Annotated in this window: 11 protein-coding genes and 1 tRNA gene; 5 read left to right on the forward strand and 7 right to left on the reverse strand. The window is 64.9% G+C overall.

Annotated features, from left to right (window positions below):
- Window positions 1–18 precede the first annotated feature (18 nt).
- The 3 genes from lon (at window position 19) to XH91_RS16185 (ending at window position 3,061) form a co-directional block, all read left to right on the forward strand.
- The gene (gene lon / locus XH91_RS16175; RefSeq protein ID WP_128951490.1) at window positions 19–2,442 is read left to right on the forward strand and encodes an endopeptidase La; all 2,424 of its coding nucleotides are present in this window, start codon (window positions 19–21) and stop codon (window positions 2,440–2,442) included.
- A 73-nt stretch (window positions 2,443–2,515) separates the two neighbouring features.
- Window positions 2,516–2,920 (forward strand): GFA family protein, encoded by a 405-nt coding sequence (locus tag XH91_RS16180; RefSeq protein WP_128951491.1) that lies wholly within the window; start codon window positions 2,516–2,518, stop codon window positions 2,918–2,920.
- Between the two features lie 64 nt (window positions 2,921–2,984).
- Window positions 2,985–3,061: transfer RNA gene (locus XH91_RS16185), tRNA-Val, on the forward strand.
- A 79-nt stretch (window positions 3,062–3,140) separates the two neighbouring features.
- Here XH91_RS16185 and XH91_RS16190 read toward each other — a convergent pair.
- The gene (locus XH91_RS16190; RefSeq protein ID WP_164934102.1) at window positions 3,141–4,220 is read right to left on the reverse strand and encodes an acyltransferase family protein; all 1,080 of its coding nucleotides are present in this window, start codon (window positions 4,218–4,220) and stop codon (window positions 3,141–3,143) included.
- 179 nt (window positions 4,221–4,399) lie between these two features.
- Between XH91_RS16190 and XH91_RS16195 the strand changes: the two genes are divergently transcribed.
- Window positions 4,400–5,260 (forward strand): class I SAM-dependent methyltransferase, encoded by an 861-nt coding sequence (locus XH91_RS16195; protein ID WP_128951493.1) that lies wholly within the window; start codon window positions 4,400–4,402, stop codon window positions 5,258–5,260.
- A gap of 103 nt (window positions 5,261–5,363) precedes the next feature.
- Here the strand turns inward: XH91_RS16195 and XH91_RS16200 are convergent, their stop codons facing one another.
- Genes XH91_RS16200 through XH91_RS16220 form a run of 5 tightly spaced genes read right to left on the reverse strand, consistent with a single transcriptional unit; the run spans window position 5,364 to window position 12,161 of the window.
- Entirely contained in the window at window positions 5,364–6,341 is a 978-nt protein-coding gene (locus XH91_RS16200; RefSeq protein WP_164934101.1) for a cation diffusion facilitator family transporter, read from the reverse strand.
- Complete coding sequence (locus tag XH91_RS16205; RefSeq protein WP_128951494.1) at window positions 6,334–9,555, reverse strand: efflux RND transporter permease subunit; 3,222 nt, start codon at window positions 9,553–9,555, stop codon at window positions 6,334–6,336. The genes XH91_RS16200 and XH91_RS16205 overlap by 8 nt, the downstream gene beginning before the upstream one ends.
- A complete protein-coding gene (gene ihpB / locus XH91_RS16210; protein ID WP_128951495.1) occupies window positions 9,548–10,525 on the reverse strand; it encodes a divalent metal ion exporter adaptor subunit IhpB in 978 nt (325 codons plus the stop codon). The genes XH91_RS16205 and ihpB overlap by 8 nt, the downstream gene beginning before the upstream one ends.
- Window positions 10,522–11,796, reverse strand: a complete 1,275-nt coding sequence (gene ihpA / locus XH91_RS16215; RefSeq protein WP_128951496.1) for a divalent metal ion exporter subunit IhpA — start codon at window positions 11,794–11,796, stop codon at window positions 10,522–10,524. The genes ihpB and ihpA overlap by 4 nt, the downstream gene beginning before the upstream one ends.
- Window positions 11,797–11,852: 56 nt before the next feature.
- The gene (locus XH91_RS16220; RefSeq protein ID WP_206733542.1) at window positions 11,853–12,161 is read right to left on the reverse strand and encodes a hypothetical protein; all 309 of its coding nucleotides are present in this window, start codon (window positions 12,159–12,161) and stop codon (window positions 11,853–11,855) included.
- A gap of 434 nt (window positions 12,162–12,595) precedes the next feature.
- Between XH91_RS16220 and XH91_RS16225 the strand changes: the two genes are divergently transcribed.
- Window positions 12,596–13,489, forward strand: a complete 894-nt coding sequence (locus XH91_RS16225) for a hypothetical protein (protein ID WP_128951498.1) — start codon at window positions 12,596–12,598, stop codon at window positions 13,487–13,489.
- A gap of 7 nt (window positions 13,490–13,496) precedes the next feature.
- Here XH91_RS16225 and XH91_RS16230 read toward each other — a convergent pair whose 3' ends face one another.
- Window positions 13,497–14,180 carry a MarR family winged helix-turn-helix transcriptional regulator gene (locus tag XH91_RS16230; RefSeq protein ID WP_347338601.1) on the reverse strand — a complete coding sequence of 228 codons (684 nt, stop codon included), beginning with the start codon at window positions 14,178–14,180 and terminating at the stop codon, window positions 13,497–13,499.
- Window positions 14,181–14,241: the final 61 nt, after the last annotated feature.

Here is a 14,241-nt window from a genome sequence, read left to right on the forward strand (position 1 = left end):
AAGCAAAAGGAAAAGGCCATGACTAATCCAAAACCCCGGCCAACCATCGTCCATGGCGAGACGCACGCTTATCCCGTGTTGCCGCTGCGCGATATCGTCGTCTTCCCGCACATGATCGTTCCGCTCTTCGTCGGTCGCGAGAAGTCGATCCGCGCGCTCGAAGAGGTGATGAAGAACGACGCGCTGATCATGCTCGCGACGCAGAAAAACGCGTCCGACGATGATCCGGCGCCCGATGCCATTTACGAGACCGGTACGCTTGCCAGTGTGCTGCAGCTCTTGAAGCTCCCCGACGGCACCGTGAAGGTGCTGGTCGAAGGGCTCGAGCGCGCACGCGTGTCAAAATACACCGATCGCGCCGACTATTACGAAGCCACTGCCGTTGCGCTCGCCGACACCGATGCGAAGTCGGTCGAGGCGGAAGCGTTGGCGCGCTCCGTCGTGTCCGACTTCGAGAGCTATGTGAAGCTCAACAAGAAGATCTCGGCCGAGGTCGTCGGCGTCGTGCAGGCGATCACCGATTTCGCCAAGCTCGCCGACACCGTTGCTTCGCATCTTGCGGTCAAGATCGCGGACCGCCAGGGCATCCTCGAGACGCTGTCCGTCACCACGCGCCTGGAGAAGGTGCTGGGCCTGATGGAGAGCGAGATCTCCGTGCTGCAGGTCGAGAAGCGCATCCGCTCGCGCGTCAAGCGCCAGATGGAGAAGACCCAGCGCGAGTATTATCTCAACGAGCAGATGAAGGCGATCCAGAAGGAGCTCGGCGACGACGACGGTCGCGACGAGCTTGCCGATCTCGAAGAGAAGATCGCCAAGACCAAGCTCTCCAAGGAAGCGCGCGAGAAGGCGCAGCATGAATTGAAGAAGCTGCGCCAGATGTCGCCGATGTCCGCGGAAGCGACCGTCGTGCGCAACTATCTGGATTGGCTGCTGTCGATTCCGTGGAACAAGAAGTCCAAGGTGAAGAAGGATCTGGAGGCTGCGCAGGCCATCCTCGATTCCGATCACTATGGTCTCGAGAAGGTCAAGGAACGTATCGTCGAGTATCTCGCGGTGCAGTCGCGCGCCAACAAGCTGACGGGCCCGATCCTGTGCCTCGTCGGCCCTCCCGGCGTCGGCAAGACCTCGCTCGGCAAGTCGATCGCGAAGGCGACGGGGCGTGAGTTCGTGCGCGTCTCGCTCGGCGGCGTGCGCGACGAGGCCGAGATCCGCGGTCACCGCCGCACCTATATCGGCTCGATGCCCGGCAAGATCATCCAGTCGATGCGGAAGGCCAAATCGTCCAATCCGCTGTTCCTGCTGGACGAGATCGACAAGATGGGCGCCGATTTCCGCGGCGATCCGTCCTCGGCCTTGCTCGAGGTCCTCGACCCCGAGCAGAACGGGACATTTGCCGACCACTATCTGGAGGTCGACTACGATCTGTCGAACGTCATGTTCATCACGACCGCGAATACGCTCAATATTCCCGGCCCCCTGATGGACCGCATGGAGATCATCCGGATCGCCGGCTACACCGAGAACGAGAAGGTCGAGATCGCGCGCAAGCACCTGATCCCGAACGCGGTGTCCAAGCACGGCCTGGATTCCAAGGAGTTCTCGATCGACGACGACGCGTTGCTGCTTCTGATCCGCCGTTACACCCGCGAAGCCGGCGTGCGTAACCTGGAGCGTGAGCTCTCTACACTCGCCCGCAAGGCGGTGAAGGAGCTGATGATCTCCAAGAAGAAGTCGGTCAAGGTCACCGAGAAGACTCTGGAAGAGTTGCTCGGCGTGCCGAAGTACCGCTTTGGCGAGATCGAGAGCGAGCCGCAGGTCGGTATCGTCACCGGACTTGCCTGGACCGATGTCGGCGGCGAGCTGCTGACCATCGAGGGCGTCATGATGCCCGGCAAGGGCAAGATGACGGTCACCGGCAATCTGCGTGACGTCATGAAGGAGTCGATCTCGGCGGCGGCGTCCTACGTCCGTTCGCGGGCGATCAACTACGGCGTCGAGCCGCCGCTGTTCGACCGGCGCGACATCCACGTGCACGTGCCCGAGGGCGCGACGCCGAAGGACGGTCCGTCTGCGGGCGTGGCCATGGCCACCGCGATCATCTCGGTCATGACCGGCATTCCGGTCCGCCACGATGTCGCGATGACCGGCGAGATCACGCTGCGCGGCCGCGTGCTGCCGATCGGCGGCCTCAAGGAGAAGCTCTTGGCTGCGGCCCGCGGCGGCATCAAGACGGTGCTGATCCCCGAGGACAACGCCAAGGATCTCACGGAGATTTCCGATGCGATCAAGGGCGGCATGGAGATCATCCCGGTCTCCCGTCTCGACGACGTCATTGCCAAGGCGCTGGTGAAGAAGCCCGTGCCGATCGTCTGGGAAGAGGACACCAAGGTGACGGTGAAGCCGGATGGCGACGAAGCCGCCGGCGGCCTGACCGCTCACTGAGATCGCAGATCGAAAAGATGATAAAACGGCGCCTTCGGGCGCCGTTTTTGTTTTGGGGGAAGGGACGATCGCGATGCAGATCGACGGGCAATGCCATTGCGGCAAGGTCACCTTTGAGGCCGAAATCGACCCCGAGGCGGTGTCGGTCTGCCATTGCCGCGATTGCCAGGCCCTCACGGGTTCGCCGTTCCGGGTCACCGCGATCTGCACGGCCGGCGACATCAAGCTCACCGGCGGCGCGCCAAAGATTTATGGCAAGCGCGGCGACAATGGCCGGATGCGCTTCCAGCACTTCTGTGCCGACTGCGGTTCCCCGCTGTTCACCAGCGGCGAGGGCGACCAGGCCGAGGACTGGGGTATCCGCTGGGGCTCGATCCGCCAGCGCGACAAATTGCGCCCGGTCAGGCAGATCTGGTGCCAGTCGGCCGCGGTGTGGATCGACGCCGTCCCGCTGCTGCCGGGCCGGCCGGGGGATTGAGGGTCACCCGATCGACGTTCCGTACTTGCCCGCACCGGCCGGGTAGGGATAAAGAAGCGCCGAGGGGCGGTTAGCTCAGCTGGTTAGAGCATCTCGTTTACACCGAGAGGGTCCGCGGTTCGAATCCGTGACCGCCCACCAGTTTCGCTCGCGGCGCGAGCTTCGGTGCCGCTGCCGCCAATAGATATGATGGCAGCAGCTGGATCGGTCCAAATTCCGACTACGGGATCGCTGAGTTCTGGCGCGCAACGTCTGCCTCGCGCTCGGCCTCCGGATTCCAAAGTCCTGCTAGACGTGGCTGGCGGAGCCATGCGCGCGGGTTGGTGAGGAAGGCCGTGAGCGGCTTGATCGTTGGTCTCTCGATTGCAAGGTAGACGATCCAGGCGATCAGGCCGAGGAAGGCTGGCAGCACGATCGCGCGAACCAGCAGGTTCCCGGCGCCCTCGCGGCCGATCTGCGCCCATCGCAGGATCATCATTCCAACGTCCTGGTGGATCAGGTACAGCGGGTAACTGATCACGCCGATGAAAGCCAGGGCGCGAAACGGCCGCGGCAGTAGATGGTCATAGCGTGCGGCAAGATAGACGGCGGCCGTACCGACCCATAGCAGCAGCGAGCGGTACATCTCGATCGGCACCGACGGCTGCCTGAAATGGAACTTCAGGTGATAGAGGTCGATCGCAACTGCAACAAGGATCCCGGTCAGAGCCTCCCTGGTCCGTCCCCTCATCAGGGCGGCGATGCTCATGCCGGCGATGAAGAACGGGAAGAAATCGTTCGAGGTGTAGTAGTCGGTGCTGGTGGTCAGGGTTCGGAAGATCGTGACCGCGCAGATCAGCGCCAACAGACGTTCCCTTAATCCCAGCGTCATCATCAGGAAGCAGAAGATATAGAATTGAAACTCGATCTGCAGCGACCAATAGGCACCATCAGGCAGATTGTAGTTGACCTGAAGGACATTGAGGGTCGGAAGCGCGATGATCGTATAGGCGTAGTGGATCCATTTCAGATCGCGGCCGGCCTCGACGAGCTCGGGTGCGAGCGTCTTGAACAACGTCGTCAGGAAGCCGCAGACGATCAGCGCGGGCAGCAGGCGGCCGAGTCGCTTGGCGTAGAAGTGCCAGGCCGAGCGCGAGGACTCGGCGCTGAATGCGATGCAATAGCCGCTGATGATGAAGAACAGCAGGACGCCGAAGGTGCCGCGGTTGAATATCGGCAGCGGCACAAAATGATAAAGCAGCACCCAGATGACTGCGATGGCTCGCAGGCAATCGATGCCGGTTGATCTTTCGGATTTCACGAGGATTTCTGCCACGCGGCAACTTTAAGCGGCTCATTCTGGTCGTGTCAATTCGGTCGCCCCCAAGTTGGAAGCCGCGCGAAGACCATGCGTCGCTCGCTGGATTTGAATGGGCCCGAACCTTCCGTCGTGATATGGCCTGCCCGTCACGAAATACCGCGCGCGCGATGGAGGTCCCGATGCAACAGCCCGGCGGACACGAGCAAAACGCCGACCAGATCGCCTATTGGAACGGGCCGAGCGGGCAGCGCTGGGCCGATCGCCATGCGGCACAGGAGACCATCCTCGGACCGATCGCGGAGGTCCTGATCGACCGCGCCCGGCCGAAGCCTGGCGAGCGTGTTCTCGACGTCGGCTGCGGCTCGGGTGCGACGACCTTTGCTTTCGCAAGGGCTGTTGCACCTGACGGATTTGCGCTCGGCCTCGATGTGTCCGAGCCGATGCTGTCGCAGGCGAGGGCGTTTGCGCCAAAGGGGCTGCCGCTCGATTTCGTGCTGGCGGATGCGACGGTGTATCCGTTTGAGCCGGCGAGCTATGATCTGCTCGCCTCGCGCTTCGGCGTGATGTTCTTTGCCGATCCCATTGCGTCCTTCACCAATCTCCGCCGCGCGCTGAAGCCGACGGGACGACTTGCGTTCGTCTGCTGGCGCGAGCCGAAGGAAAATCCGTGGATGATGGCGCCGCTGATGGCGGTCTACAAGCACGTGCCGAAGATGCCGCCGGTCGGGCCGGAGGAGCCGGGCCCGTTCGCGTTTGCTTTCGAGGAGCGCGTGATGCGCATCCTCAAGGGTGCAGGCTTCGCGGACGTGGCGATGGAGCCGCACAATCTGCCGATGGACATTGCCATCGGCGGCGGGCTCGATGCTGCCGTCGACGGCTCCTTGCAGATCGGCCCCGCCAGCCGTGCGCTGCAGGGCCATCCGCCGGAGACGGTCGCGGCCGCCAAGGCGTCGATCCGCGAGGTGCTCGCGCCGTTCGTGAAGGGGCAGAACGTGGCGCTGCAGGGCGCGATCTGGATCGTGACGGCGAGGGCGGGATAGGGAGTCGGCTCAAACGCCGTTGCTGCGCGTGGCGTGCGCTACATACTCAGTGTCGTCCCGGCCTTCGCCGGGACGACCGCGGAGGTCTGAGCTGCAGACACCCTCACACCACATCATCCGGCGCCAGCGCGCAGCCATTGTCCGGATGCGTCTCGACTTGAAGGGTGGTGTGGCCGATGCGGTAAGTCGTCTTCAGCAGCTGCGCGGTCTCCATCAGAAACGCATCGGCTGTGCCTGATGGCATCACGAGATGGCACGTCAACGCCGTCTCGGTGGTGGAGATCGGCCAGACGTGGAGATCGTGAATCGCCGATACGCCCGGCCGCGCGAGCAGGAAGGTCTTGATCGCGGTAAGGTCGGTGCCCCTGGGGGCGGCCGCCATCGACATGTCGAGGGAGCCGCGCAGCAGGCTGGTCGTGCCCCACAAGATGCTGGCGCAGATGGCGAGGCTGGTGACGGGATCGAGCCAGAGCCAGCCGGTCCAGATGATCAGCGCCGCCGAGATCACGACGCCGAGCGAGACCGCGGCGTCGGCGGCCATGTGCAGATAGGCGCCCTCGATGTTGATGTCGTCCTTGCGGCCGCTCGCAAACAGCAGGGCGGTAAAGCCGTTGACGAGAATACCGATGCCGGCCACCACCATCACGGTGACGCCCGCAACCGGCTCGGGCTCGCGCAGCCGCAGGATCGCCTCCCAGCCGATCGCACCGGTCGCGACAAGGAGGAACACGGCATTGGCGAGCGCCGCCAGAATCGTGGAGGCACGAAAGCCATAGGTGAAGCGGCCGCTCGGCGCGCGCTTCGCCGCGACCGAGGCGCCCCAGGCCACGACCAGTCCCAGCACGTCGGACAGATTGTGCCCGGCGTCGGCAAGCAGGGCGGTGGAATTGCCGAGATAGCCATAGACCGCCTCAGCCACCACAAGCGCGGTGTTGAGCGCGATGCCGATCGCGAATGCCTTGCCGAAATTGGCGGGCGCATGGACATGCGCATGACCGTGAGAATGGTCGTGGTCATGGCCATGATCATGCGCATGGCCGTGGTCATGGTTGTGATGACCGTGATGGTCGTGGCTACTCAAACCTAGCGCTCCCGGCTTCGGCCAAATCAGGCGCCATTGTAGGCTTTTCGCCCGTGCCGTCACGCCGGAACAGCACGTAGAGCGCCGGCAGCACCAGCAATGTCAGGACGGTGGAGGAGATGATGCCGCCGATCACGACGGTCGCCAGCGGCCGCTGCACCTCGGCGCCGGCGCCGGTCGCAAGCGCCATCGGCACGAAGCCGAGGGAAGCGACCAGCGCGGTCATCAGCACCGGACGCAACCGCGTCAGCGCGCCCTCGCGCACCGCCTCCGCGACGGGACGTCCCTCGCTGCGAAGACGCTCGATGAAGGCGATGATGACGAGGCCGTTGAGCACGGCGACGCCCGATAGCGCAATGAAGCCGACCCCAGCGCTGATCGACAGCGGGATGCCACGCAGCACCAGCGCCGCGACGCCTCCGGTCAGCGCCAGCGGTACGCCGGAGAACACAAGTGCGGCGTCTGCCACCGAGCCCATGCTCATGAACAGCAGCAGGAACACCAGCGCGAGCGCGACCGGCACGACGATCGTCAGCCGCTTGCTGGCGGAGACCAACTGCTCGAACTGGCCGCCCCAGCCGATCCAGTAGCCCGGCGGAAGTTTCACGTTCTCGGCGACGGCGGCTTGTGCCGCCGTGACGAAGGAACGCAGGTCGCGGCCGCGAACGTTGGCCATGACAACGACGCGCCGCTTGCCGTTCTCGCGGCTGATCTGGTTGGGGCCGGGCGCGATCTCGATCGCGGCCACGGAGGACAGGGGAACGTAGCGGAGCGCTGCGCCCGATGTGCCGGACAAGGCGGTCTTGGTGAGGGGCGTTGCATCCTCGGCCGGCGGCAACGGGATCGGCAGCGATCTGATCGCGTCAGGATCGGCGCGCAGGCTCTCCGGCAGTCGCACCACGATATCGAAGCGGCGATCGCCCTCGAACAGCTTTCCGGCCGGCTTGCCACCGATCGCGATCTCGACGAGATTTTGCACCTCGCCGAGGCTGAGGCCGTAGCGCGACAGCGCCTGGCGGTCGAGCTTGACGGTGAGGATCGGCAGGCCCGCGATCTGCTCGGTCTTGACGTCGGCCGCGCCATCGATGCCGCGGATGACGCCGTTGACCTGCTGCGCAACGCCCGCCAGCACGTCGAGATCGTCGCCAAAGATCTTGACGCCGACGTCGCTGCGGATGCCGGCGATGAGCTCGTTGAAGCGCATCTGGATCGGCTGGGTCATGCCATAGGCGGTGCCGGGCAGGGTGTTGGCGGCGCGTTCGATATCCTCGATCACCTCGTTCTTCGGCCTGGCGGGATCGGGCCATTCCTCGCGCGGCCTCAGCGTGACATAGGTGTCGGCGGCGTTCGGCGGCATCGGATCGTTGGCAATCTCCGCGGTGCCGATCTTGGAGAAGATGGTCGCGACTTCCGGGACCTGCTTCACCGCCTTTTCCAGCCGCAGCTGCATGTCGACGCTCTGGGTCAGGCTGGTGCCGGGAATCCGGATCGTCTCGATGGTGATGTCGCCTTCATCGAGGCTCGGGATGAACTCGCCGCCCATGCGCGTTGCGGCGAACAGGCTGCCGGCGACGATCAGGACAGCACCGAGCGCAACGCTGCGCCGGTAGCGGATGGCACGGTCGAGCAGCGGCACATAGACCCGCTTCGCCGCGCGCATGAAGATGTTCTCCGTCTCCGCGACCTTGCCGGTGACGAAGATCGCGACCGCGGCCGGGACGAAGGTGACGGAAAGCAGCGCCGCGCCGGCCAGCGCCATCAGCACGGTCAGCGCCATCGGCGTGAACATCTTGCCCTCGGTGCCCGTCAGCGTCAGGACCGGGAGGTAAACCACGGCGATGATCAGCGTGCCGAACAGGCTCGGCTTGATCACCTCGCGACTGCCGTCTCGGATGGTCTGGAGTCGTTCATCCAGCGTCAGCAGCCGGCCGCGCCTGTGCTGCTCGGCGGCCAGCAGCCGCAGGCAGTTCTCGACGATGATGACGGCGCCGTCGACGATGATGCCGAAGTCGATGGCACCCAAGCTCATCAGATTGGCGCTCACCCTGTTCTCGACCATGCCCGTGATCGTGAACAGCATGGACAGCGGAATGACGCAGGCCGTGATCAACGCGGCGCGGATGTTGCCGAGGATCAGGAACAGCACCGCGATCACCAGCGCAGCGCCCTCGATCAGGTTCTTCTCGACGGTCCTGATGGTCGCTTCCACCAAATGGGTGCGGTCGTAGACTGCGCGCGCGACAACGCCGTCAGGCAGCGATTTCGCGATCTCGCTAAGCCTTGCGGCGACGCGCTGGGCCACTGTGCGGCTGTTCTCGCCGATCAGCAGCATGGCAGTGCCGAGCACCGTCTCGCTCCCGTTCGCCGTTGCGGCGCCGGTGCGCAGGTCCTGGCCTTCACTGACGTCGGCGACGTCGCGGATGCGGACCGGTACGCCGCCGCGGGAGCCGATCACGATGTCGCGGATGTCGGAAAGGTTGGCGACCTGGCCGGGGGCGCGGACCAGATATTGCTCGCCGTTGCGTTCGATATAGCCGGCGCCGACATTGGCATTGTTGGCGGCAAGCGCCGTCATGATGTCGCGGAAGCCGAGCTTGTAGGCCATCAGCCGGCCGGGGATCGGCAGCACGTGGAATTGCCGCTCATAGCCGCCGATCGAGTTGACCTCGATCACGCCGGGAATGGTGCGCAGCTGCGGCTTGATGATCCAGTCCTGGATGGTGCGGAGCTCCATCGGCGTAAAATCAGCACCGTCAGGCGACTTCGCGCCAGCCTTGGCCTCGACCGAATAGACATAGATCTCGCCGAGCCCGGTCGAGATCGGTCCCATCGCAACCTCGGTGCCCACAGGAAGCTGATCCTTGGCCTGCTGGATGCGCTCGTTGACGAGCTGGCGCGCGAAATAGATGTCGGTGCCGTCCTGGAACACGACGGTGACCTGGCTCAGGCCATAGCGCGAGATCGAGCGGGTGTACTCGAGCCTGGGCAGGCCGCCCATCGCGGTTTCGATCGGGAAGGTGATGCGCTGCTCGGCCTCGAGCGGCGACAGGCCCGGTGCACGCGTGTTGATCTGCACCTGCACGTTGGTGACATCAGGGACGGCGTCGATCGGCAGCTGCGTGAAGTTCCAGACGCCGAAGGCGCCGGCCGCGAGCGCGAGCAGCACCACCAGCCAGCGCTGGCGGACGGAGAAGGAGAGCAGCGCGTCAATCATGATCGGCGTCTCCCTTGCCCATCTCCGCCTTCACGATGAAGCTGTTGTCGGCGACGTAATGTTCGCCGGCGGAGAGGCCGGCGCGGATTTCGACGAATTGCGGATCGGAATCGCCAAGCTCGACGGGACGTGCCTCGATCTTGTCGCTGTCCTCGCGCACGAAGACGATGGTCTTGTTCTCCAGTGTCTGGATCGCGCTCCGCCGAACCGCGACCGCGACGTTGCGCGCGGCGAGGACCAGCCGCGCCGTGACAAACAGGCCGGGACGCAAGCGTCCGTCGGGGTTGGGCAGCAGCACGCGGGCGAGCGCAGTCTGGGTCTCGCTCGAGCCGATCGGTGCGATGTAGGAGATTGTGCCCTTGATATCACCGCTGAAGTCGTCGGGATCGATCAGCACTTGATCGTCGAGGCGCACGCGTTTGAGGTCCTGCCGGTAGATCGAGAGGTCGACCCAGATGGTCGAGAGGTCGGCAACGACGAAGGCCGGCTTTTGCTCGGAGGCGTATTCGCCGAGCGAGATCTGCCGGTCGATGATGGTGCCGGCGATGGGCGCCTTCAGCTCGTAGACGGTGAGGCTCTGGTTGCTCTCGATGGTGGCGAGCAGATCGTCCTTGCCGACCTTGTCGCCGATGCGCTTCTGGATCGATTTAGCGACGCCGGGGAAGCGTGGCGTCACCTGCACCACGGCCTCCTGGTTGGCGCGCAAGATGCCGTTGAAGGACAGCGTGTCGGTGAGTGTGGCGCTTGCGGCTTCGGCGAGCGTGACGCCCGCCGCGGCCAGCTTGACGTCGGAGATGCGGATGCGGTCGGCGCCGTGTTCGTCCTGCTCGACATGGTCGTTCGGCTTCTTCTGTTCGGATGGCTCGGTATGTTCCGTCGAGGCGACCTTGACTGGCGCCAGCATGGAATAGCCGTAGGCGCCGAGGGCGGCGGCCGCGACGGCCACAAGAAGGGTCGAGGACGTCTTCATCGCGCGCTCTCCCGGGCCAGCGCAAAGGGATTGCCGACGAGGCCCTCGATGGTGGCGACGCCGACGTGGAAATTCTGCAGCGCTTCCTGCTCGCGCAGCCGCGCCTGCGTGACGCTCGCATGGGCATCCAGCACTTCGAGCAGGGTGAAGCGGCCCTGGCCGTAGCCTTGCGAGATCGCGTCTGCCGCTTCGCTCGCCTTGGGGATGGCGGTCTCGCGCAGCACCGCGAGCTCGCGCAGCGAGCCCTGGAGCGAGTCGTAGGCGCGGCCGGCGATCACGATCAGCGCGTTGCGATTGGCCTCGCGCTCGGCCCTGGTCTTGGCGAGGCTCTCTTGCGCCGAGAGGATGTTGCCCTGGTTCTGGTCGAACACCGGGATCGGCACCGAGACGGTGAGACGCAGCGCGTCGTCATTGGTCTCATTGAAATGACGCCAGCCGGCGGCGATCCGGACGTCGGGATAGGGTTTGAGCCGCGCCATCAGCAGCTCGGCATTGCGCTGCGCATAGACCGCAGTCCAGCGCACCAGTTGCGGATTGGCATCGATCGCCGCGACCACCGACTGGAAGGTCGGCGGCCGTCCCGTGGTGTCGAGCCGGCCGGAGACCTCGCCGAATTTCGCCTGGGGATCACCCATCAGCACGGCGAGCTCGCGCCGGGCGCTCGCCAGCGTCGCCTTGAGGCGCTCGCGGTCGGCCTTCACCAGCGCGGAAGCGACCTCGGCGCGGCCGGTCTCGGCCGGCGAGGAGGCGCCGGCTTCGACGCGGCGGTGCAGGAGCGGCGTCAGCCTGTCGATCGCCGCAATCTGCTCGTCGAGAATCTGGATGCGCCGCTGCGCGCCGAGCACGCTGAGGAACGCGATCGCGGTCTCCGACAGCACTTCCAGCCTGATCGCCTTGCGCTGGATCGCGGCGACCTCGATGCCGGCCGCGCCGGCCGCGATCCGTGCCTCGCGCTTGCCGAACAGCTCGAAAGCCTGGCTGATCTGAAGGGTGGTCTCGGCCGATTTGATGCCGCGATAGGCGCCCGAGCCGAATGAATTGTCCTGCTCATAGGACAGTTCCGGGTTGAGCAGGGCGCCGGCCTGGATGCGCTGGCCCGTGGCGATGCCGACATCGCGCTCCGCTGCCGTCAGGCGCGGGCTCGCGGCCAGCGCGCGCGATAGCGCGGCGCGCATGGTCAGGGTCTGGGCGTGAGCGTGCTGCGTCAGCCAGGGGCTGAAGATAACAGCCATTGCGCCCAAAAGGCGCACGGCAGTCCGTCTGCAAGACATGAAGGTGACCTGTGAACAAGAGCATCGTGGGCGCACGCGGCGCCGGGCTGATCAGTTCAGGTCAGGTGTTTGGGAGGCGGGGAGTCGGTATCGGACGCAATGCCCACCAGTGCAGGCGCACGCTGTGCGACCGGCGCGGCGACGATGTCGGTTGCGGCGCCGGATTGCAGCGGCTGCACGACAGCGACGGCGAAGCAGCCGTGGCAGTGATGCCCCGCCAGCCCCTTGTGATCGCCGTGGCCGTCAATACCGTTGTCGAGGAGCGATGCGATCTCCGAGCCGCCCGAAGGGCTGGTGACATCGATGTCGTGCGCGCCATGGAGAACGCCCGCGAGCAAATAGATAGTCGCCACCACGATAGCCACCAACCCACGCCAGTTGCGCAGAGAGCAAAAGCTATGGGGGCGGCGGGTCGGGGTCACTGTAGCGCTCGGTTCCTGATCCGCCTCCGGTAGCACGGCGGCCGGAACAGTGTCGACCCGCAACATTATTACGTGTGGGGAACTTGATGTCGTAAGCCCTCCAACGAAAAGGCCCCAGCCGGCGCTGACCGGCTGAGGCCTTTTGTGCTCACAATCTTCATCCGTTGGGACTTGCTGGGACAATTCGGCGCGCGCTGGTTCGTTCCTGCGACGCGCAAAATTTAGGAACGTTCTCCGGTCCCCCTCATTAGCGCCGGAGCGTTTGAGGAGAGCTTTTGAGGAGGAAGGGACTATGGACGGACTGATTTATCTGATCGGCCTGATCGTCGTGATCATGGCGATCTTGTCGTTCTTCGGCCTGCGTTGAGAGAACCGCTATGGCGATCGAAACTCTTGTGCAGGATAATCTGATGGAAGGCGGCATCATTGCTGCCGAGGAGCGGCGGAGCATCCAGTGGAGCTCCGTCATATCAGGCGCTCTCGCGTCAGGCGCAATGTCGTTCATCCTGGTCAGCTTTGGCGTGGCCATCGGCCTCGGTGTCAGCTCGGCCTCGCCGACCTGGCGCGATGCCTCGGCCGCGCTGGCGCTGTTGTCAGGACTGTATCTGATCATCCAGGCGATCGTCAGTTTTGGCTTCGGTGGCTACATCGCCGGCCGCACGGCTCGGCCAGCGCCTGCCTTGGCGACGATCGAGGACGACGGCGAGCGGCGCGACGGGCTGCACGGGCTGACGTCATGGGCCTTGGCCGTGCTGATCGGTGCGGCGCTGCTGGCCATCATCGGCGCCGCGGCGATCGAGCGTTCGCCGATCCGGAGCGGAGCCGGCAACGCGACCTCCGCCGAACCGTTGCTCAGCTACGAGCTCGACAAGCTGTTCCGCGCCCCACGCCGACCGCCTAATACCGACATGCGGGAAGCCCGGGCCGAAGCCGGCCGCATCCTTCTGACCACATCGAGCCACAGCGGCATCAGCGTCGATGATCGTGCCTATCTCGTGCAACAAGTCGCTGCGCTGACCGGGTTGGGTGCGCCCGACGCCGAGAAGCGCGTCGACGCATCGATCGTCGAGGCACATGCCGCGATCAATCGCGCCAGGCGCAATTCGGTGATCGTCGCCTTCTCGATTGCAGCGGCCGCCCTGATCGGCGCCGCCGTGGCTTGGGCTGCGGCCGTGGCCGGCGGGCGTCACCGCGATGGTGAGCCGCTGCCGAACTGGATGGCCAGCTCCAACCGCTTCCATCGCGGCCGGCGCGCCATGCCGGTGCCGTAGCCGGCCTTCAGTCGCGGCTGGCGCGTTCGAAGCTGGTGCAAAGCTGCTCGGTTTCGTGAAGGGCGAGTTGGGCTCGATGAAGCCGGCACCGAAACTGGGTGTCGGTGCGCGCCTTATTCAGGCGCGCGTCGGCGCTTCTTCGAAGAAAAATACAGTCGCTGCAACGACCGGCGCTGGTTTCGAAGCGTGGTGCGTCGATACGGTTCAGAATTTCGTTCAACGCGTTCCTGAGCTTCAGGCGATCTTCCGCAACCAGGGTCGCGATCGCGTTCGCCATGCCGCTGATTGGATCGTGCTGGGCAAGCAGTTTGTTCCCTTCCGGGGTCACGCAGAGCATCACCGACCGCTTGTCGCTGGGCGCAGGTTCGCGGACCACATATAATTTGTCCTCCAGGGTCTTGATGATCTGTGACGCGGTCGCCCGGGTTGTGCCGATATAGTCGGCGACGGCCGTCGGGGACTTCGAGAATCTGTTGGCACGCGCGAGGAATCGCAGCGCCTTCCATTCCCGGTCGCGCAATCCGCGCAGATCGTCCGGCACCTGGCAGGCGCCCGCCGCCTGAACCAGCAACTCGACTGTTTCGCGTATGAGGGGCATGATCAGCTCGGATAAGGGCGGATGGAGGTTGGCATGCAGACGGCAGCGCCCGGCCGGCGGCGGCTTTCGTTGACCCAGATCAAGGGTGGACAAGGTTGCTGCCTGTGAATTCGCAGGCCAAGGGGCGACAAACGCTCGCAGAATCGATCGTGCC

This window comes from Bradyrhizobium guangzhouense, assembly GCF_004114955.1.
GTDB lineage: Bacteria > Pseudomonadota > Alphaproteobacteria > Rhizobiales > Xanthobacteraceae > Bradyrhizobium > Bradyrhizobium guangzhouense.